We start from the raw sequence: 21,015 nt of genomic DNA on the forward strand, positions 1-21,015 counted from the left end.
TCTTCAAGGACACCCGCCTGCTGGGGGAGCGCTGCGCCACCATGGTCGACCAGATAGCCCGGGGTCAGGAGGTCGAGGTCAATGACACCGAGTCCTACGACAACGGCCGACTGGTGGTCCCCTCCTACCTGCTGGACCCGGTGACTGTCGACGCCGACAACGTCCAGGAGGTCCTGGTCGACTCCGGCTACTACACCGCGGTGGAGGTGGGGCTGTGATGGGGGCCGACACCATCCTCGAGATGCGCCACATCACCAAGGCCTTCGGTGACTTCAAGGCCCTGGATGATGTCAACCTGGAGGTGCGCCGCGGCGAGATCCACGCCGTGTGCGGGGAGAACGGCGCCGGCAAATCCACTTTGATGAACGTGCTGTCCGGGGTGTGGCCGCGCGGCACCTACGACGGCGACATCTACTACGACGGTCAGGTCCGCGAGTTCCGCTCCATCCGGGACTCCGAGGCCGTCGGCGTGGTCATCATTCACCAGGAACTGGCTCTCAGCCCCTACCTGTCGGTGGCGGAGAACATCTTCATGGGCAACGAGAAATCCACCCGTGGCTTCATCGACTGGGATGCCACCAATGAGGCCGCAGCCGCACTGTTGGATGAGGTCGGTCTTGACATTCGGCCACAGACGCGGGTGGCCGACCTCGGCGTCGGCCAGCAGCAGCTGGTTGAGATCGCCAAGGCGCTGTCGAAGGACGTGCGTCTGCTCATCCTCGATGAGCCCACGGCCGCCCTCAACGACGACGACTCCGCCCACCTGCTCGACCTCATGCGAGGTCTACGCGAGCGGGGTATCACCATGGTGATGATCTCCCACAAACTGGCGGAGGTGGCGGGCATCGCCGACCGCACCACCGTCATCCGGGACGGCCGCACGGTCCAGACGGCCCCGCTGCACGGCGTCGACGCCATTGACGAGGACGAGATCATCCGCCTGATGGTGGGACGCGAGTTGTCCAGTCGCTTCCCCGAGCACACCTCGCAGGTGGGGAAGGAGGTGCTCCGTATCAGCCACTGGACGGTGCACCACCCCATCGACACCGCGCGCGCCGTCGTATCCGACGCTGCCCTGAGCCTGCGACGCGGCGAGATCGTGGGTCTGGCCGGTCTGATGGGGGCCGGCCGCACCGAGCTGGCCATGAGTCTGTTCGGCCGCTCCTGGGGCACCGACATCTCGGGGACCGTATACAAGGATGGCAAGGAGATATCCACGGCCACGGTGCGGCAGGCGATCGACAACGGTCTGGCCTACGTCACTGAGGACCGCAAGGTGCTCGGACTGAACCTGATCCAGGACGTCAAGACCAACACCACCGCCGCCGCCCTGGGCAAGGTCTCCTCCCGCGGCATCGTCGACGACGCCGCGGAGGAGGAGGTGGCCGAACGCTATCGGCGCGAACTTCGCACCAAGACGGCCTCGCTGTCCACCCCGGTCGGATCCCTGTCCGGAGGCAACCAGCAGAAGGTCGTCCTGGCCAAGTGGATGTTCTCCGATCCCGATGTGCTCATCCTTGATGAGCCCACCCGTGGTATCGACGTCGGCGCCAAGTACGAGATCTACCAGATCATCAACCAGCTCGCGGACGCCGGCAAGGCCGTCCTCGTCATCTCCTCAGAGCTGCCCGAGCTTCTGGGGATCTGCGACCGCATCTACACGATGAGCCAAGGCCGTATTACCGGGCAGTTGCCCCGGGCCGAGGCAACTCAGGAGAACCTCATGAAACTGATGACCATTGAGAAGGACACTGATGCCCAGGTGCCTGTGTCACTCGCGGACCGGGAAGGTGCGGACCGATGAACCAGACCAGCGCAACCGGCGCCAAACTGCGTGAATCCCTCGGCCGCAATCTGCGCCAGTACGGGATCCTGGCAGCCCTGGTGGCCATCATCATCTTCTTCCAGTTCCTCACCGGCGGACTGCTGCTGGCCCCCAACAACGTCGCCAGCCTAATCCAGCAGAACGCCTACGTGATGATCCTGGCCGTAGGCATGGTCATGATCATCATTGCCCGACACATCGACCTGTCGGTCGGCTCGATCGTCGGATTCGTGGGCGGCGTCATCGGCCTGCTGGTGGTCAACTCCGGGGTGCCGTGGCCGCTGGCAGTACTGGTGGCCATCGCCATCGGCCTGCTCATCGGCTGCTGGCAGGGCTTCTGGGTGGCGATCATGGAGATCCCGGCCTTCATCGTGACCCTGGGCTCCATGCTCATCTTCCGGGGGCTCACCGTGGTTCTGGTTCAGCGTACGGTCTCCGGGCTTCCAGGCAGCTTCGTGTCCATCGCCAACGGTTCGCTGCCCGCCTGGCTGGGGTACTTCAAGAACTATGACGGCGTAACCATCCTCATCGGTGTGGTCGCCATCGCCGGGTTGGTGTTCACCCAGTTGCGTGCTCGCCGCCGCAACCGTGCGGCGGGGCGTGCGGTCGACGCCATGGGCGTGGTCGCGCTGCGCCTGGTGGTCTTCGCCGCCGCCATCGGGTTCTTCACCATGCTGCTGGCATACTCGGCCGGAGGCACCCCGATAGTCCTGGTGATCGTGGGCACGGTGATTCTCATCTACTCCTTCGTGATGAACAAGAGTGTATTCGGGCGTCACATCTACGCCGTCGGCGGCAATCTCAAGGCGGCGCGGTTGTCCGGTGTGAACGTCAAACGGGTTGACTTCCTGGTGTTCGTGAACATGGGGTTCCTCGCCGCGCTGGCGGCGATCGTGACCACATCCCGGGCCGGTGCGGCCGTCTCCACCGCCGGCAACCTGTATGAGATGGATGCGATTGCGGCGGCCTACATTGGCGGCGCAGCCGTATCCGGCGGTGTGGGCCGGGTGTCCGGTGCCATCATCGGTGCGCTGATCATGGGAGTGCTCAACATGGGGTTGTCCATCATGGCCGTCGACTCCGCCTGGCAGCAAGCCATCAAGGGCCTGGTGCTGGTGCTCGCCGTCGCCGTGGACATCGTCGGCAAGCGCCGCAGTGCCGCATGACGGGGCGGCGAACCCGCCGTTGAGACGGCAAGGGGTGGTCGGCCGCCGGAGTGGCCGCCGACCACCCCTTGCGCACGGGTCTCTCCTCGCCGATTAGTGGCTCTTTGCGGTTTGGGGTGGTTGCCGTTCCCTGTGATGGCTGCCGGTTCAAGAACGCCGCGGAGGCGGCGCCGTCGATGTCCGCAGCACCAGCGACGTCGGCACCAGCTCCTGGCCGGTCTCGGCCACCCCGGTGCTCATCATGCGCACCAGGCGAGTTATACACGCCCGGCCCAGGCCGGCGAAGTCCTGGTGCACGGTTGTCAGCGGGGGAGCGAAGTCGGCCGCCAGGGGGATGTCGTCGAAACCGATGACCGACAGATCCTCCGGTATTCGCAGGCCCATGTCTTGTGCTGCGTGAAGTAGTCCGAGCGACATCTCGTCGTTCGCGCAAAAGACCGCGGTGCAGTCCGGATCCTCCAGCAGGGTGCGTGCGGCCTGGCGGCCGGAGTCGGCAGACCAGTCCCCGCGGGCGGGCTCGGGCACCCGCCGCCCGGCCTCGGTGAGCACCTCCCGCCAGGCCTGCTCGCGGCGCTGCGCGGAATACGAGTGGGCCGGGCCGGTGATGTGGTGTACGGTCCGGTGGCCCAGCGCCAGCAGATGCTCGACGGCGCTCCGGGTGCCGGCGGTCTGATCGGTGTCGATCACGGCGTGGTTGGGCCCCAGAGCGGAGTCGACGACGACGAGATGCTCGACGTCGGGTAGGACGAACTCGGATCCGTCCTGGGCATCGGGCATGGACTCCATCACCAGGATGACCCCGTCCACCGCGAGTTCGTGCAGGCGGTCGAAGGCGCCGGAGACCGAGGCGGTGGTGCGGGCCTGCGGGGCTAGTAGGGTGACGGTGTAGCCGTGCGCGGATGCGGATTCGGTGATCGCGGCCAGGGTGGAGGTGTTGCCCGTGGCCGTAAGATCGAACATGACCACGCCGATGTTGTGGAAACTGCCGCGCTTGAGGGCGCGTGCCGCGGCGGGTGTTTACGCAAGCATCCCAACTCCCCATCCCACTCCGCTCAGTGCAGAGACGGAAGGACAAGCATGTCGGTGATCCCCACCGCAGCGCGCACGCCAGGTGCCGCAGCCCATACGCAGTTTCCTACCAGGCGTCCCAAACGCGGTTGGACCGGATGGGGCTTCGTGGGACCCTTCATGGTGGTTTTCGCCTTCGTCTTCCTAGCACCCATCTGCTACTCGATCTGGCTGAGCCTGTTCCAGAACCGCATGGTCGGCGGCGACCAGTTCGTAGGTCTGGACAACTACACCCAGCTCCTGGCCGATCCGCAGTTCTGGGAGGCATTCCGCCGCGTCGCCCTATTCCTCGTGGTGCAGGTGCCCATCATGCTCACGTTGTCGTTGCTGGCGGCCTTGGCGATCGACTCCCTGAAACTCCACGGCACGGCCTTCTTCCGCATCTCCATCTTCCTGCCCTACGCCGTTCCCGCCGTCGTCGCCGCCCTGATGTGGGGCTTCATGTACGGCAACCGCTTCGGCCTGATAAGGTCGCTGTCCGACCTGCTCGGCGTCACCATCCCCGACCCACTGGGCGCGAACATCATCCTGATCTCGATCGGCAACATCGTCACCTGGGAGTTCGTCGGCTACAACATGCTGATCTTCTACTCCTCGCTCAAGACCATCCCGCACAGCCTGTACGAGGCCGCAGCCATCGACGGTGCCGGCGAGTGGCGCATCATCACCGCCATCAAGATCCCGGCCCTGCGCGGCGCTCTAGGAATCGCCACGATCTTCTCCATCATCGGCTCGTTCCAACTGTTCAACGAGCCCTCGATTCTGCAGAACCTGGCGCCGAACGCTATCACCACCTACTACACGCCGAACTACTACGCCTACAACCTCTCCTTCGCCGGCCAGCAGTACAACTACTCGGCCACCGTCGCCATCGTCATGGGACTGATCACCATGGCCGTGGCCTACCTCGTCCAGCTGCGCGGGAATCGGGGGAACTGAATCATGAGAAAGAAGACCAACCGGGCGCCCGTCGCCTACCGCGGCTACAACCTTGAGAACCCCCGCAAGAGTTGGCTACTGACCGTCGTGATGGGCCTGATGCTCATCTACACCTACCTGCCGCTGCTGTGGCTGTTCATCTCCTCCACCAAGACCCAGGGGGATCTCTTCTCCACCTTCGGACTGTGGTTCGGACACGACTTCGCTCTGTGGGACAACATCCGCGAGACACTCACCTACAACGACGGCCAGTTCGTGCGCTGGTTCCTGAACACGCTCATGTACGTGGTCCTGGGCGCCGGCGGCTCCGTGCTGCTCTCGGTGCTGGCCGGGTACGGCCTGGCCAAATTCGACTTCCCGGGCAAGAACGCCATCTTCGCCATCGTCATTGGTGCGGTCGCGGTCCCGGGAACGGCCCTGGCGGTACCCACCTTCCTGATGTTCGCCAAGCCGGGGCTGACCAACACCCCTTGGTCGGTGATCATCCCCTCGCTGATCTCCCCCTTCGGGCTGTACCTGATGTGGCAGTTCACCCGCGATGCCGTGCCCACCGAGCTGCTCGAGGCGGCCCGGATCGACGGCGCGAGTGAGCTGCGTACCTTCCGTCAGGTGGCGCTGCCGCTGTTGGGGCCGCGCTGTGGCCCCCAATCCTGGAGTCCTCGGAGGAGATGTACAACAACTTCGATCAAGCCCTCAGCTTGGATGAGACGACCGAGTACTGGCGTATTCAGAACTCCGTTCTCATCGGCGACATGGCCCCGGATCAGGCCGGCCCCGCCATGCAGAAGTTCATCGACGCCAACTCCTGACCGGCCTGTGCTGTGCGGACGGTCGGGCCGGTTCGGGCTCCTGTCCGCCCATCACCTCAGCGAAAGAACATCTTATGGCAACAGCTCAAGCGGCTTCAGCGCCTGCACGGGCCGGCAAGCAGCATCGCGTGCTGCGCTCCGTGCCCTACCTGGCCCCGGCGGCCCTGCTGTACGGCGTATTCCTGCTGTATCCGATGATCGACTCGGTACGGCTGTCCTTCTTCTCCTGGTCCGGCTATGCCAATGCCGCCCAGGAATTCGTCGGGCTCAAGAACTATCGGTACCTGCTCACCCAGGACACGGTCTTCTGGACTGCCCTCAAGAACTCAATGATCTGGGTGGCGCTGTCGGTGGCCATCCCCATGGTGGCGTCCCTGCTCATGGCGCTCGCCCTCAACCAGCGCATCTGGGGGCGCAACGCCTTCCGCTCCATCTTCTACATCCCGAGCGTATTCGCCTCCATCACGGTGGCGGCGATCTGGCGGTGGATCTACAACCCCACCATGGGTGTCATCAACCAGGTGCTCGAAGCAATCGGCCTGGGCGGACTGGCCCATGAATGGCTGGGAGATCCGCGCACCGCCCTGTACTCGATCTTTGTCGCCTCCATCTGGCAGGGGGTCGGTTTCAACATGGTGCTCTTTCTCGCCGGGCTGCAGTCGGTTCCCGCGGAACTCGTGGATGCGGCCAGAGTCGATGGAGCCGGCCGCTGGCAGGTCTTCCGCAACGTGACCTGGCCCGCCCTGCGGCCGACGACCGTCGTCGTCATCATCTTGACCATTATCAACTCGCTGAAGGTGTACGACCTGGTAGTCGGCATGACCGGGGGAGGGCCCGCACAGTCAAGTCAGGTCCTCGCCCTGTGGTCCTACCAGCAGTCCTTCTCGAACCACAACTTCGGGGCCGGCGGCGCCGTCGCCACCGTCCTGCTGATTCTCTCACTGTGCCTGGTGATCCCCTACCTGGCCTGGTCCATGAAGGGGGAGGACTGAGATGACCGCCATTCCCGTTGCCCGCACCGCCGCCGGTCTCGACGACGGTGCGGCCGCTGCGCCGAACCGTCCGCCGCGCGACTGGGTCACCATCGGACTGTGGGCGGCGCTGCTCATCGCGGCGGCGTTCTGGCTCGTGCCGTTCGTGGTAATGATGCTGACCTCCTTCAAGAGCCGAGCGGATCTGGCGAGCGGCTCCACGCTCGGCCTGCCTGCCCAGTGGCTCTGGAGTAACTACGCCGACGCCGTCGAGACCGGTGATCTGTGGATCAGCGGCACCAACAGCCTGCTGGTATCGGTCATCAAGGTTCCGCTGGGGCTGCTGCTGGCGGCGCTCGCGGCCTACGCACTGGCCCGCATCCACATGCGGCGGGCCAAGTGGACGGTCGCCGTCTTCGCGGTCGGCTCCATGGTGCCCATCCAGGTGGCTCTCGGGCCCATGTTCCAGCTGCTTTTGAAAGCCGACCTGCTGGACACCTATGTGGGCCTGATCCTGCCGTATCTCGCCTTCGGCGTGCCCTACCAGGTCTTCATGCTTTACGGCTCCTTCCGGGCGATCCCCGATGAGGTCGAGGAGTCCGCCCGGCTCGACGGCGCCTCCACCTTCCGCATCTTCTGGCAGATCTGCTGCCCGCTGATCAAACCGACGTTGGCTGCTCTGTTTGTCCTGGACTTCGTGTCCACCTGGAACGAGTACGCCATGGCGTCCACAATCCTGCAGTCCGGCTCGATGGCGACCATCCCGCTGGCCGTACAGAACTTCTCCGCCCAGCACGGCACCGACTACGGGCCACTGAACGCCTTCATCATTATGACGGCGATTCCAGTGCTGATCGTCTACCTGCTGTTCCAGCGCTACTTCGTCTCTGGCGCCTTCTCCGGGGCGGTGAAGGGCTGAGTCTGCCGGTAGTGTTGATGGCAGGGCTCGGCGTCGGGCGGTCGAAGAGGAGAACTGAGAACGGGGCGTTTGGTGACCAGCATTGTCCGAAACGGTGACGAACGCCGGATTCGGTGCCCCGCTGGGATTTTGCAGCCGCATGATTCCAACGTTTCGTGAGTCGTGGGCCAGCGCCTCGGGCTCGTTTGTAACCGTTTGTGACAATGTGGGCGCGATGGAACGGATTGGACGGCTCAGGCGCAGATCCACGGCGCGGTCGACCGGGAGGATGCGCATGCTGTCTGACGGCGGCGGAGAAGCCGGGACGCCCCCGCCCACCGCGGAAGCGGAACGGACCCGCCACGTGCCGACTGCAAACTCGCATAGGTGGTCATTTCTGCGGTGCGTCATCGGTCGGATTTGGGGGCGCCGTCCCACCCAGGAGCGCACAGATCCTTCGAGCAGCCATTGACTCACGCGGCTCACAGCCGTAAAGTGACTGCATTCGGCAATGAATGTACATGCAAGGAGGCATGATGTCGTCGACCCTGGAGCATGCCGAGACCACGGCCCGTACCGTCCTGGAACTGGTGGGCGGAGCCGAGAATGTGCGCAGCGTGACCCACTGCGCCACGCGCCTGCGCTTCGTCCTGGCGGATGTCACCCGGGCCGACCTCACGGCCCTGGCGCAGGTTGACGGCGTCCTGACCGCAATGAACGCCGGCGGACAGACGCAGGTGGTTGTAGGCCAACGCGTCCCGGAGGTGTATGAGGCGCTCATGGGCCTGGAAGGGGTCCACGCCCGTGCCGCCGGCGTCGGGAGCGAAGGCGCCGATGTCAATGCTCAGGCAGGTGGAGGCGCCTCAGATGGGGCGGGCCCGGATGCCGATCCGGGTGCGCAGCAGCCCCGTGGTATGGCCGCAGCCGTCGACGTGATCGCCTCGATCTTCACCCCATTGATCGTGGCCATGGCCGGGGCCGGCATGCTCAAGGGCCTGTGCATCCTGTCCATCACGCTCAGCTGGCTCACGGAGGATTCGGGTACTTACCGCATCCTGTATGCGGCCAGTGATGGCATCTTCCAGTTCCTGCCGATGTTCCTGGCCTACACCTCCGCCAAGAAGTTCAACGCGACCCCATTCGTCTCCATGGCGATCGCCGCAGCACTGGTCTATCCGGACACGGTGGCGGCCTATGAGGACGGTACCGCGCTCACCTTCCTGGGTGTCCCAGTGACGCTGGTGGCATACCGCTCCTCCGTGCTGCCGATCATCGTGGCCGTGTACGGGCAGTCCTGGTTGGAGCGATGGCTGCGCCGGATCGTGCCTGTGGCCATCCGTAACATCGTCATCCCGCTGGTCACGCTCATCGTCGTCGTCCCATTGACCTACCTGGCCATCGGCCCGGTGGCCACGGCGGTCGGAAATGGGCTCGCCGCCGGATATCAATCGCTCGTCTCCCTCAGTCCGATTGTCGCCGGCCTGCTGCTCGGCGCGATCTGGCCCCTGGCGGTCATGTTCGGAGTCCACTACGGCTTCGTTCCCATCGTCTTCCAGAACCTCGGCCTGTACGGGCGCGACACTCTGTTCACCATAACCGGCCCCAATAACATGGCGCAGGCGGGCGCCGCCTTCGGCGTCTTCCTGAAAACCCGAAACCGGGGACTCAAGGGCATCGCCGGCTCCTCCTCACTGTCCGCCGTGCTCGCCGGTGTCACCGAGCCGGCCATATACGGTGTCAACCTCAAATACCGGCGCCCCTTCATCATCGGCGCGATCTTCTCCGGGATCGCCGGCGCTATCGTCGCCGCCTCCGGTGCCGGGGCCTCGGCTCTGGTCTCCACCAGTCTGCTGACCATGCCCGCCTATGCGGGTGCCGGATTCGGCGGATTCGTGGTCGCGTGCGCGATCGCCTTCTTCGGGGCCGCGATCACCACCTACCTGGTCGGCTTCTCCGAGGCCATGGTGGAGGCCGCGGCGCCCCCGACGGGCGCCGGCTCTGGAGGCGAGCTGGTCCGAGAGCCCTGAAAGAGCCTTGAACACCCCAATCCAACCCATCTCCCAGGAGATGAACATGCTCAAAGGAGACGACATGCCTGCAAGCGTTGTGGTCATCGGGTCGATCAACCAGGATGTCACCGTCACCGTGGACCGCTTCCCCCAGCCGGGGGAGACCCTGCCCGCCCGCTCGCTCAGCTACCGCCTGGGCGGCAAGGGCGCTAACCAGGCCGCTGCGGCCGCCCACGCCGGTGCCCGTGCCCGTTTCATCGGGCGCGTCGGCTCCGACGCCGCCGGCCCGGCCCTGCGCGAGGAACTCGCCGGTCACGGCGTCGACGTGACTGGCCTACTCGTGGACGAGGGGACCACCGGCTCCGCCTTCATCACCGTGTCCGCCACCGGTGAGAACACCATCCTCATCGACGCCGGCGCCAACGGCCGGGTCGACTCCGAGCAGGCGGCCCGGGCGGTGACCCCCGGGGAGGGGGACGTGGTTGTGCTTCAGGGTGAGATTCCCGCCGCGGCCAATACCGCCGCCATCGCCTCCGCTCGCTACGCCGGGGCGACGACGATCCTCAACCTCGCACCGGTCTACGACATCGCCGCAGACGACCTGGCCGCGGTTGACATCCTCGTAGTCAATGAGACCGAGGCCGGTCTGGTCCTCAGCCGCCCAGCCCCGAGCGGCGCCGAGGATGCTCTCGCCGTAGCCGCGCGTCTGGCCGAACGCGGCCCGCGGCGCGTGTTGGTCACGCTCGGCGCCGCCGGTGCCGTCTGGTACGACGCCGTAGCCGACGGCGGTCCGCGGGGCGCCCACGTCGAGGCGGTCTCCGCGGGGCCGGTTGTGGACACCACCGGTGCGGGGGATGCCTGTGTGGGCGCGCTGGCTGCCGCCCTGGCGCTTGGGTTGAACTTTGAGCGGGCGGTGGTCGAGGCCATGCGGGCGGGGTCGACGGCGGTGCTCTCCGCGGGCGCGGCCGCCTCCTATGGCGCGATTTCGGCCATCGGGATCTGACTCGCTCCGGCAGGTCTGCGTCGTACGGATGCCCTGTTTTCGGTAGTGACGCATGGTTGACAGAAACACGATCAAGCGCCATACTGTTAGTGACATTCGAGGATGAATGGATATGTCAACGCTGGTGGGCCGGCCCTGACCCGCCACGTCAGAGCGAGGAGGCTCAAGCGGTGACGCGAATCAGACAGACACGTGATGGACGCCCCTGGGGCGGCGTTGTCAAGGCCGTAGTAGCGGTGGTGATACTCGCCATCTGCTTCCTTGGCACCACCTTCATGACGCCGAAGGAGGCCGAGGCCGTACTCACGGCCGGAGCGACGGACCCGGTTGCCTACGCCAACGAGCACTACGACTCCACCATCGCCTACATCAATGACACCGCCACCGATCTTGCGGCGCTGATAGAAGACCTCCAGGCCGACGAGGAGGCGACCAGCGAGGAACTCGGTAAGCGTGACGGCGAGGCCGCCTACACCTTCGCCGTGACCGCCACCGGCACCGTTCAGGAGGGCGGTTTCGGGCAGGTCGATCTCGCCGTCGACGGTGTCCCCGCCGGCGTCACCGTCTCCGTCCAGACGGGCCCCGCCGTCATGGGGACCGCTCTGCGAGACGTCACCGGTGAGGTCACCTTCGACATGTTCGAGAACCAGATCGACTATGCACAGGTGGGGCTGTCCCTGAATGAACCCCTCAAGAACGGAGTGCTCGCCGACAACAACCTGGCCGCCATGATCGGCCAGAAGATCACGGTGGTCGGCGCCTTGGCCTACTCCGACCCCGCCCACGTCGTCATCACCCCAATCTCGATCAAGGCGGCGTCATGACCGCGAGCGAGAACGCGCCCGTCGTCCTTGCCGGCCACGACATCACCAAGGCCTTCGGGGCCACGCACGCACTGCGCGGCGTCGACTTCGAGATTCACCGGGGTGAGGTGGTGGCCCTCATCGGAGAGAACGGGGCCGGCAAATCCACCCTGATGAAGATCCTCTCCGGAGTGCAGCCGCCGACCTCCGGCACAATCGAGCTCGACGGCGAGCCCATCACCTTCGCCGACCCCACCGACGCCGTGGCTCACGGCGTCGCCATCGTCCACCAGGAACTCAACCTGTGCCCCAACCTGTCGGTGGTGGACAACATCTTCCTGGGGCGTGAGCTCGTCTCGCCCACCGGTATCGCCCGTTCACGGCAGCGCGAGTGGGCCGTCGCGGCACTGGCCCGCCTGGAGGAGCCGATCGACCCCGACGCCCTCGTGGGCGACCTGCGCCTGGGGCAGCAGCAGCTCGTGGAGATCGCCCGCACCCTGGTGGAGGGGGCGCGCGTGCTCATCATGGATGAACCCACCTCCGCGCTGTCCGCCACCGAGGTCAAGGTGCTCTTCCGCATCATCCGGGAGCTGACCGCTGACGGCGTCGCCATCGTCTACATCTCCCACCACATGGACGAATGTCTGGAGATCGCAGACACCGCGGTCATCCTGCGCGACGGCCGACACGTGGCCACGGCGCCCATGGCGGACGTGGACCTGCCCTGGATCGTGAAGACCATGGCCGGACGCGACCAGTCCGACCTGTTCACCGCCATCACCTCCACGCCCGGCGAACCGATCCTGAAGATAGAGAACCTGGTGGTGCCGGACCCGGCGAACCCGTCGCGCATCGCCGTCGACAATCTCTCGCTCACCGTGCGTGAGGGCGAGATCGTCGCCATCTACGGGCTCATGGGTGCCGGGCGCACCGAGCTGTTGGAGACGCTCGCCGGGCGGCACACCGCCGTCTCCGGTCGGATTCTGCTCGACGAGCGGGACGTCTCCCGCGCGCCCATCGGTGAGCGGATCGACGCCGGGCTCGTCCTGTCCCCGGAGGACCGGCAGGCCGACGGCATCGTCCAACTCATGAGCGTGGGGCGCAATATGAGCCTGGCCGCGTTGCGCGTGCTGACCCGCGGCGGACAGGTCAAGCGTAAACAGGAGGCCAAGGAGGTCAGGCACGGCATTGAGGCCGTGCGCATCAAGGCCGAGTCTCCGAACATCGGCATCACCTCCCTGTCCGGCGGCAATCAGCAGAAGGTCGTCATCGCCAAGACGCTGATGACCGCACCCCGCATGCTGCTCATGGACGAGCCCACGCGCGGAATCGACATCGGCGCCAAGTCGGACATCTTCTCCACCATGGCCGAGGTGGCGGGAACCAGGGTCGGCGTCCTGTTCGCCACCTCCGAGCTGACCGAGGCGTTGGGCGCCTCCACCCGCCTGATCGTCATGGCCCGTGGACGCATCGTGGCCGACTTCGACCCGCGCACCACCACCCGTGACCAGGTCATGGCCGCGACCGGCGAACAGATAACCACTAAAGACGACTCGGCCGCGAGCGTAGACGACGCCGCGGCCAATCACGCGAAGGACGAGGACCGAGCATGACATCCGCATCCACTCAGAAATCCGGCCTGCGCATAGGCAATCGGAGCGTCGGCGAGTTCCTAATGGCGCAGCGCGCCTTCATCGCCCTGCTCGTACTGATAATCATCTTCGCATCGCTGTCCGATTCCTTCCTCACCGCCACCAACCTGGTGACCATGACCAAACACGTCGCCTACAACGCGCTGCTCAGCCTGGGCATGCTGCTGGTCATCCTCACCGGGGGCATAGACCTGTCCATCGGCTCGATCGTCGGCCTGTCAGGAGTGATCGCCGGCGTCATGCTGAAAGGCATGCACCTTTCGGTCTTCGACATCAATGCCTATCCCTCGGTGCTGGTAGTAGTCATAGTCGCCCTGGTGATGGGCGCCTGCGTCGGCGCGCTCAACGGGCTGGTGATCACCAGGTTCAACGTCGCCCCCTTCATCGCCACCCTGGGCACCATGTATATGGCGCGCGGAGCGGCCCTGCTGATCTCCAAGGGCGCCACCTACCCCGACTTGGCGGGCGAGGAGGCATTCGGCAACACCGGATTCTCTTTCTTGGGTGTTTCCCGGCCGCTCGGACTGCCCACCAGCGTGTGGTTGATGATCATCTTCGCGATCGTCGTCGCCCTGGTCGTTGCCCGCGCTCCCTTCGGCCGCTGGCTATACGCCGTCGGTGGCAATGAACGCGCTGCCGAACTGTCCGGCGTGCCCGTTAAACGCGTCAAGATGCGGGTGTACATGGTTTCCGGCTGCATGGCCGCGTTGGCCGGCCTCATTATCGCCTCCGAACTCACCGCCGCCGCGCCGGCCGCCGGTGAGACCTATGAGATGAACGCGATCGCCGCCGTCGTCATCGGCGGGGCCTCGCTCGCGGGCGGCCGTGGGGATGTCAAGGGTGCCCTGATCGGTGCCTTCGTCATCGGTTTCCTGAACGACGGTCTAGTGCTCGTGGGTGTGTCCTCGTTCTGGCAGACCTTCCTCAAGGGCCTGGTGATTGGCCTGGCCGTCATGCTCGATCAGGGGCAGCAGCGCCTCGAGCGCTCCCGCGCCGCCGCCCAGGCCGCGCAGGAGGTCAAACGGGAGGTCGCGCGTATGGAGCGGGCCGCAGCCGGTCCCGGCGGCGCCTCAACCTGAACCCGGCGCACTGAGAAACCAGCGGAACAAGAAGCGGAACTCATCATGACATCCAACAGCACCTCTTTCACTCCATCCGTGAACCGCATCCCTCGTCGCGCCGTGCTGCGGGCGGGCGCATTCGGAGCCATCACGATCCCGCTCCTGCCCTGTCTCGCGGCCTGCTCGCGCAGCGGCGAGGCCGACTATTTCGCGGTCATAACCCCCTCACATGACAACCCGTTCTTCAAGACGGAGGCCGAAGCGGCCGTCGCCGCCGCCCGAGAGCTCGGCTACACGGCTGATGCCTTCTCCCACGACGACGACGTCAACACGCAGTCCGAGCTCTTCGACTCCGCGATATCCCGCGGCGCCGCGGCGATCATCGTGGACAATGCCGGCGCGGACTCCACCGAGGGCGCGGTCCGCAAAGCCGTGGAGGCGGGCATTCCCGTCTTCCTCATCGACCGCGAGATCAATACCGCCGGACTCGCCGCCGCGCAGATCGTCGCCAACAACTCCCAGGGCGCTGCTCTGGTCGCGCAGAAGCTGGCGGAGACGCTCCAGGGCGCGGGCCGTTACTACGAGCTCTTCGGCCGGGAGACGGACACCAATGCCCAGGTCAGGTCCACGGCCTTCCACTCCGTGCTCGACCAGTACCCGAACATGGAACTGGTCGCCACCGAAACCGCCAACTGGGACCAGCAGCTCGGCTACCAGAAGGTAGAGACCCTGCTGCAGCGCGACGCCGACGTCCAGGCGATCATCTGCGGCAACGACACCATGGCGGTCGGAGCCGTTGCCGCGGTGCAGCAGGCGGGCAAGACCGAAGACATTCTGGTGATCGGCTTCGACGGCTCCCCGGACGCGGTCAAGGCGATCAAGGAGGGCACGATGCTCGCCACCGGTATGCAGCCCGCCGTCCGCATTTCGCAGATGGCCGTGGAGCAGGCGGACGCGTACATCAAGAACGGTGAGACCGGCAAGAAGGAGAAGCAGCTCGTGGACTGCATCCTGATTGATGAGTCCAATGCCGACCGCTACACGCTCTTCGAACTCGAGGAGGCATGAGCGCATGAATAACGCGGCTTCGCGGGCACAAGCGGGGAAGGCGATCCCCTACGTACTTGCCCTGGATGAGGGCACCACCAACGCGAAGGCCTTCGCCATCGCCCCCGACGGCTCGATCCTCGCCTCCGGTTCGGCCGCCGTGGCCGTCTCCTACCCGCGTCCCGGCTGGGTGGAGCAGGACGCCGACGCCGTCTGGGCCGCACAGTGTGCCGCCATCCGCGAGTGCCTGGCCGGGGTGGAAGGAACTCCTGCGGGCATCGCCATCTCCAACCAGCGCGAATCGGTGGTCGCCTGGGACGGTGCCACCGGCCGGGCGCTGGCCCCCATGCTCGGCTGGCAGGACTCGCGCACCGCCGAGTTCTGCGACTGGTTGCGTTCCCCGGAACGGGAGTTCGCCGTCGCCTCCACCACCGGCCTGAGCCTGGACCCGATGTTCTCCGCCCCCAAGCTGCGCTATCTGCTCGACCGGGTCGGCGCCGGCCCGGTGCGCGTGGGCACCGTGGACTCCTGGCTGGTCGGTCGCCTGACCGGCCAGGCCGCTTACGTCATGGAGGCCGGCAACGCCTCCCGCACGCTACTGCTGGACCTGGCCACCCTCGACTGGTCGCCCGCCATGTGCGAACTGTTCGGCATCGATCGCGCCGTGCTTCCCGACGTCGTCGCCTCCAATGCCGACTTTGGCGCCACGGCGGGCCTCGACTTCCTGCCCGACGGCGTGCCGATCGTGGGCGTACTCGGCGACTCCCACGCCGCCCTGTTCGGCCACGGCTGCCGCACCACCGCCGAGGGCAAGGCCACCTACGGCACGGGCTCGTCGGTGATGATCCCCTCCGGCACGGACAGGGGTATCCGCAGGGGCGTTTCCACCACCCTGGCCTGGCTCACCGACACCCCCATGTACGGGCACGAGGGCAATATCGTCGCTTCCGGCACCGCCATGGACTGGACCGCCCGCCTGCTGAGCGTAAAGCCCGGCCGCGAACTGGACGAGCTGGCCGCCGGCGTGCCCGACTCCGGCGGCATCAGCCTGGTGCCCGCCTTCACCGGGCTGGGCGCCCCCTGGTGGGATCGCCGGGCCGTCGGCATCATCTCGGGCCTGACCGCCGGCGCCGGCCGCGGGCATCTCGCCCGCGCCGCCCTGGAGGCCGTCGCCCACCAGATCGCCGACGTCGTCGACGCCCTGGACACCTCCAGCCTGCAGATCATCCACGCCGACGGCGGCGCCACCGCCTCCCGCCTACTCATGCAGTGCCAGGCGGACCTGCTCGGCCGGGACGTCGTCGTGGCCGCCAACGCGGAGGTGTCTGCGCTGGGGGCCGCCCTCATGGGTTTCACCCGCCTGGGCTGGGAACCGCCCGCCGCCGCCCAGGAGGAGGGCCGCCGCTACCGTCCCGCGCTCGACGACGGCGCCCGCGCCGCCGCGCGCGCCGGGTGGCGCGAGGCCCTGGCCCGCTCCCGGGCGACGCCCGCCTGAGCCGGCGCGGCCGCGCCGCCTTCCCAACCGGATCACCAACACGCAAATTCCGACACAGAAACACCGACACACCAACACAATCACGACTGGAGTTGAACCAATCATGTCTGACACACCTGTTTTCGGCGCGGGCCTGTGGAACTTCGCCACCTATGTGGACCGCTACGCCACCGACGGCTACGGGGAGCCCCGCTCCACCATTCGGCAGATCGAGCTGGCCGCCGAGGTCGGCGACATCAGCTATGTGGACCTGAACTATCCCTTCACCGCCGGCGTCGGCCTCGACGACGTCAAGGCCTCCCTGGAGCGCACCGGCCTGAAGGCCATCGGCGTCACCCCGGACATCTACCTGCGTGAGCACCAGATGGGCGCCTTCACCAACCCCGACCCCGCCAAGCGCGCCTCCGCCATGCGCCTCATGCAGGGCGCCGCCGACGCCGTGCGCGAGCTCGGCGCCCGCTACGTCAAGATCTGGCCGGGGCAGGACGGCTTCGACTACCCCTTCCAGGTGGACTACAAGGAACTCAGCCGCCTGGCTGTGGAGGGCATGCGGGAGCTGGCCCGGGCCAACCCGGACCTGAAGTTCGTCATCGAGTACAAGCCCCGCGAGCCCCGCACCCACATGTTCTGGTCATCGGCCGCCAAGACTGTGCTCGGCATCCAGCAGATGGGGGTGGACAACGTCGGCGTGCTCCTCGACTTCGGGCACGCCCTGTTCGGCGGCGAGGCCCCGGCCGAGGCCGCCCAGCTGCTCATCGACCACGGCCTGCTGTGGGGCATGGATGTCAACGACAACTACCGCGGCTGGGACGACGACATGGTCGTCGGCACTGTCCACATCACCGAGATCTTCGAGTTCTTCCACACGCTGAAGAAGAACAACTGGGAGGGCGTGTGGCAGCTGGACCAGTTCCCCTTCCGCGAGGACGTGGTCGACAATGCCCGCACCTCCATCCGCTTCCTCAAGGCCCTGCACCGCGCCCTGGACAACCTCGACGAGGCCGCCCTCGCCGATGCCCAGGCTCGGCAGGACCCGCTCGCCGCGCAGCGGGTCGTCCAGGACGCCCTGCTGACCTGCATGGCCTGAGGGGTCGGCCTGCCGACCTCAGAGCATCATCGTGAGCATCATTAGGAGCAAAGCGTTATGACAGTCTCTGTTGATCTGCCGGTAGTCGGGCGTACCACGCCCGGCATGAGCCGGGAGGAGGTGATCGCGCATATCAGTCAGGGCGCCCGTCTCATTCGCCGCAAGGACCTCGCCCTGGTGGCGAACGCCCGCATGGGCCACCTAGGCGGAGAGTTCTCCATCACGGACGTGCTGGCCACCCTCTACCTGCACGTGCTGAACGTAACTCCGGAGAACCTGCGGGACCCCGAGCGCGACCGCCTGATCCTTTCGAAGGGGCATGCGGCCTGCGCCCTGTACACCACGCTTGCCGCCGCCGGCCTTTTGGATGTGGCCGAGCTGGAAACCTTCGTGCAACCGAACTCGCGGCTCAACGGCCACCCCAACCGCCTCGAGGTCTCCGCCGTCGAGGCCAACACCGGGCCGCTGGGGCATGGACTGCCGATCGCCGTCGGACAGGCCATCGCCGCCCAGCTGGACGGCTCTTCCCGCCGCGTATTCGTCCTCACCGGAGACGGGGAGTTGCAGGAGGGCTCCAACTGGGAGGCGCTCATGTTCGCCTCCCAGCGCGGCCTGGCCAACCTCTGCGTGGTGGCCGACCGCAACCACCTCCAGCAGGGCGCCACCACCGAGGACACCAACGATCTGACTCCGCTGGACGACAAGGCCCGCGCCTTCGGCATGGAGGTGGTGGACGTGGACGCGCATGACATCGGCGCCCTGCTGGATGTCTTCGCCGCCGTGCCGGCCACATCGGGCAAGCCCACCTTCGTCATCGCCCACTCCCACAAGGGGCACCCGATCTCCTTCATGTCCGACGCCGTCGCCTGGCACCACAAGCTGCCCACCGACGCCGAGGTGGAGCAGGCCCTGGCAGAACTGGAGGCACTGGCATGACCGCCACCGAAGAGACTGTTTTGTACGACTGCCGCGACGCCTTCGCTGCGGTCCTGGAGGAGTTGGGGGAGGCGGATGAGCGCATCGTCGCCGTCGTTAATGACTCCGTGGGCTCCTCCAAGCTCGGCGGTTTCGCCACGCGCTTCCCCGAACGGATCATCAACGTCGGCATCGCCGAGCAGAACCAGGTGGGTGTGGCCGCAGGGCTCGAGGGCGGCGGGCGGCTGCCGATCGTCTCCTGCGCCGGCTCCTTCCTGTCCGCCCGGGCGATGGAACAGGTCAAGATCGACGCCGCCTACTCCTACCGGCACATGGTGCTCACCGCGCAGAGCCCGGGTCTGGCCTACGGGCAGCTCGGCAGCACCCACCACAGCGCCGAGGACGTGGCCTGGATGCGGGTCATCCCCAATATGACGGTGATCGTTCCCGCAGATCCGGTGGAGACCGCCGCCGCCGTCCGCTGGGCGGTTACCGAGCACGACGGCCCCGTCTACATCCGCATCTCCCGGATGAAGGTGCCCGCCGTCCACACCGACGACTACGTGTTCACCCCGGGGCGGGCCACCAGGCTCCGGGAGGGCGACCACCTGACCATCATCACCAACGGCACCGTGCTGCACCGGGCGCTCGCCGCTGCCGACGCACTGGCCACGGACGGCATTCACGCCCGCGTGCTGTCCATGGCGGGTGTCAAGCCACTTGATGAGGAGGCGGTGCTGTCCGCCGCCCGGGAGACGGGCCGGATCATCACCGCTGAGGAGGGGCTCGTCGCCGGCGGACTCGGCGCAGCGGTGAGCGAAGTGGTTACCGCTAACCATCCCGTGCCGGTCAAACGGATCGGTGTCCCGGACACCTTCGCCCCCACCGGTTCCGAGGGGTGGCTCATGGACCACTGGGGCATCAGCGCCGACGGCATCGCCGCAGCCGCCAAGGAACTGCTCGCCTGACGCGCGCCCTCACCACTGGCCGATGCGGCCGGGACCGGACAGTCCGGTCCCGGCCGCATCCACGTGGAATCCGTCCAATCGCGATAGGTTTGGGCTCTAGATCCTGCCGCGGGAAAGGAGCCGCACCGGTGAATGACGACGCTCAACTGCGCCTAATGGCCCGCATCGCGCGCATGTATCACGAGCACGGGATCAAGCAATCCGAGATCGCGGCGGAGCTGCATGTGTCTCAACCACGTGTTTCCCGGTTACTGAAGCGCGCAGTCGATGAGGGCATTGTGCGTACCGTCGTCACCCTTCCCAGTGGCACCTTCACCTCTTTGGAGGAGGAGATCGAGGCGCGCCATGGTTTGGACGAGTGCGTGGTGGTGGACGCCGGCGAGGACGAGGCCACGATTGAGAACGCTCTCGCCGCCGCGGCCGCCACTTACCTGGAGACTACGCTCACCGGTGGTGACCTGATCGGGTTGTCCTCGTGGAGCGCCACCTGGCTGGCGGCGATCGAACGGCTTCAGCCGTTCCGTACCCGGGTGGCCACCGCGGTGGTACAGCTCTTCGGCGGTATCGGGAACCCCACCGTGCAGGTCAAGGCCACCCGCATGATCGATCTGCTGGCCCGGGCCACCGGGGCCGCACCCGAGTTCTTCCCCTCGCCGGCGGTGCTGGGCACTTCGGCGGCTGCCGCCGAGCTGCGCAATGACCCGTCCGTCCTGCGCGTGCTCGATCTGTTGCCGCAGGTCACCATCGCCCTGGTGGGCATCGGCAGCCTTGAACCCTCCGCGTTGCTGCGCGAGTCCGGCAACATCTTCTCCGACTCCGACCGTGAGGAGTTGCGCGCGGCGGGCGCAGTCGGGGACGTGTGCCTGCGCTACTTCGACGCCGACGGCGCCCATGTGGACTCCGGCTTCGACCGCCGCCTGGTGGGGGCGGATGCGGCTCAACTGCGCGCCATCCCGCGCCGAGTGGCGGCAGCGGGCGGCCAACGCAAGCACGCCGCCATCCGCGCCGCCCTGCACGGCGGCTGGGTGAACATCCTCATCACCGACGCCACAACGGCGCGGGCGCTGCTGGAGGAGTGACGGGCGACCGGCGACCGGCTGGCGACGGCGTTTGCCTTCCGATATGGCCCGACAACGAGCCGCCTGCCGACCTACCCGGCTAGGGCAACGGCCTCGTCGATGAGATCGGGCGGGTTCTTCATAGGGGTGACCCGCCGCTGTGGAGTTTGTGTGCTTTGTGCGCGATTGTGGGGAAAGGTTGTGATTGTGCGGGGTGCCGTCAGTGCCGTGAGTAACCCTC

Annotated in this window: 18 protein-coding genes and 2 pseudogenes; 19 read left to right on the forward strand and 1 reads right to left on the reverse strand. The window is 66.6% G+C overall.

Annotated features, from left to right (window positions below):
* From Q4A20_RS10560 to mmsB, 3 genes and pseudogenes are all read left to right on the forward strand, one after another.
* Nucleotides 1–218 (forward strand): annotated as a pseudogene (locus Q4A20_RS10560) (ABC transporter substrate-binding protein); the annotation flags it as partial.
* On the forward strand, nt 218–1,804 hold the full coding sequence (gene mmsA / locus Q4A20_RS10565; RefSeq protein WP_303122766.1) for a multiple monosaccharide ABC transporter ATP-binding protein: 1,587 nt from the start codon (nt 218–220) through the stop codon (nt 1,802–1,804). The pseudogene Q4A20_RS10560 and the gene mmsA, both read left to right, overlap by 1 nt.
* Entirely contained in the window at nt 1,801–2,991 is a 1,191-nt protein-coding gene (mmsB, locus tag Q4A20_RS10570) for a multiple monosaccharide ABC transporter permease (protein WP_303122769.1), read from the forward strand. Before mmsA ends, mmsB begins: the two co-directional genes overlap by 4 nt.
* A gap of 147 nt (nt 2,992–3,138) precedes the next feature.
* Here mmsB and Q4A20_RS10575 read toward each other — a convergent pair whose 3' ends face one another.
* Nucleotides 3,139–3,957 carry a substrate-binding domain-containing protein gene (locus tag Q4A20_RS10575; protein ID WP_303122775.1) on the reverse strand — a complete coding sequence of 273 codons (819 nt, stop codon included), beginning with the start codon at nt 3,955–3,957 and terminating at the stop codon, nt 3,139–3,141.
* 111 nt (nt 3,958–4,068) lie between these two features.
* On the opposite strand from Q4A20_RS10575, the gene Q4A20_RS10580 reads away from it, so the two are divergent.
* From Q4A20_RS10580 to Q4A20_RS10655, 16 genes and pseudogenes are all read left to right on the forward strand, one after another.
* A complete protein-coding gene (locus Q4A20_RS10580; protein ID WP_303122776.1) occupies nt 4,069–4,998 on the forward strand; it encodes a carbohydrate ABC transporter permease in 930 nt (309 codons plus the stop codon).
* 279 nt (nt 4,999–5,277) lie between these two features.
* Nucleotides 5,278–5,613: pseudogene (locus Q4A20_RS10585) on the forward strand (carbohydrate ABC transporter permease); the annotation flags it as partial.
* Between the two features lie 53 nt (nt 5,614–5,666).
* Nucleotides 5,667–5,807: a hypothetical protein gene (locus tag Q4A20_RS10590; RefSeq protein ID WP_303122777.1), complete on the forward strand. Its 141-nt coding sequence runs from the start codon at nt 5,667–5,669 to the stop codon at nt 5,805–5,807.
* A gap of 74 nt (nt 5,808–5,881) precedes the next feature.
* A complete protein-coding gene (locus Q4A20_RS10595) occupies nt 5,882–6,799 on the forward strand; it encodes a carbohydrate ABC transporter permease (RefSeq protein WP_303122778.1) in 918 nt (305 codons plus the stop codon).
* A 1-nt stretch (nt 6,800) separates the two neighbouring features.
* Nucleotides 6,801–7,697 carry a carbohydrate ABC transporter permease gene (locus Q4A20_RS10600; protein WP_303122781.1) on the forward strand — a complete coding sequence of 299 codons (897 nt, stop codon included), beginning with the start codon at nt 6,801–6,803 and terminating at the stop codon, nt 7,695–7,697.
* Nucleotides 7,698–8,209: 512 nt separating this feature from the next.
* Nucleotides 8,210–9,703, forward strand: coding sequence for a PTS transporter subunit EIIC (locus Q4A20_RS10605; protein WP_303122783.1), 1,494 nt, complete (start codon nt 8,210–8,212; stop codon nt 9,701–9,703).
* A 64-nt stretch (nt 9,704–9,767) separates the two neighbouring features.
* The gene (locus Q4A20_RS10610; protein ID WP_303122785.1) at nt 9,768–10,688 is read left to right on the forward strand and encodes a PfkB family carbohydrate kinase; all 921 of its coding nucleotides are present in this window, start codon (nt 9,768–9,770) and stop codon (nt 10,686–10,688) included.
* 170 nt (nt 10,689–10,858) lie between these two features.
* Nucleotides 10,859–11,512: a DUF2291 family protein gene (locus Q4A20_RS10615; RefSeq protein WP_303122790.1), complete on the forward strand. Its 654-nt coding sequence runs from the start codon at nt 10,859–10,861 to the stop codon at nt 11,510–11,512.
* Nucleotides 11,509–13,104 carry a sugar ABC transporter ATP-binding protein gene (locus Q4A20_RS10620; RefSeq protein ID WP_303122792.1) on the forward strand — a complete coding sequence of 532 codons (1,596 nt, stop codon included), beginning with the start codon at nt 11,509–11,511 and terminating at the stop codon, nt 13,102–13,104. The genes Q4A20_RS10615 and Q4A20_RS10620 overlap by 4 nt, the downstream gene beginning before the upstream one ends.
* Nucleotides 13,101–14,222 carry an ABC transporter permease gene (locus tag Q4A20_RS10625; protein WP_303122794.1) on the forward strand — a complete coding sequence of 374 codons (1,122 nt, stop codon included), beginning with the start codon at nt 13,101–13,103 and terminating at the stop codon, nt 14,220–14,222. Before Q4A20_RS10620 ends, Q4A20_RS10625 begins: the two co-directional genes overlap by 4 nt.
* Before the next feature lie 78 nt (nt 14,223–14,300).
* The gene (locus Q4A20_RS10630) at nt 14,301–15,272 is read left to right on the forward strand and encodes a D-ribose ABC transporter substrate-binding protein (protein ID WP_303122796.1); all 972 of its coding nucleotides are present in this window, start codon (nt 14,301–14,303) and stop codon (nt 15,270–15,272) included.
* Between the two features lie 4 nt (nt 15,273–15,276).
* On the forward strand, nt 15,277–16,746 hold the full coding sequence (locus Q4A20_RS10635) for a glycerol kinase (protein WP_303122798.1): 1,470 nt from the start codon (nt 15,277–15,279) through the stop codon (nt 16,744–16,746).
* A gap of 103 nt (nt 16,747–16,849) precedes the next feature.
* Complete coding sequence (locus tag Q4A20_RS10640; RefSeq protein WP_303122800.1) at nt 16,850–17,833, forward strand: sugar phosphate isomerase/epimerase; 984 nt, start codon at nt 16,850–16,852, stop codon at nt 17,831–17,833.
* Nucleotides 17,834–17,890: 57 nt separating this feature from the next.
* Nucleotides 17,891–18,769: a transketolase gene (locus Q4A20_RS10645; RefSeq protein WP_303122802.1), complete on the forward strand. Its 879-nt coding sequence runs from the start codon at nt 17,891–17,893 to the stop codon at nt 18,767–18,769.
* On the forward strand, nt 18,766–19,716 hold the full coding sequence (locus tag Q4A20_RS10650) for a transketolase family protein (RefSeq protein ID WP_303122804.1): 951 nt from the start codon (nt 18,766–18,768) through the stop codon (nt 19,714–19,716). Before Q4A20_RS10645 ends, Q4A20_RS10650 begins: the two co-directional genes overlap by 4 nt.
* A 128-nt stretch (nt 19,717–19,844) precedes the next feature.
* Nucleotides 19,845–20,795 (forward strand): sugar-binding transcriptional regulator, encoded by a 951-nt coding sequence (locus Q4A20_RS10655; RefSeq protein ID WP_303122806.1) that lies wholly within the window; start codon nt 19,845–19,847, stop codon nt 20,793–20,795.
* Nucleotides 20,796–21,015 lie beyond the last annotated feature (220 nt).

The organism is Actinomyces sp. (assembly GCF_030530635.1).
Classification (GTDB): domain Bacteria; phylum Actinomycetota; class Actinomycetes; order Actinomycetales; family Actinomycetaceae; genus Actinomyces.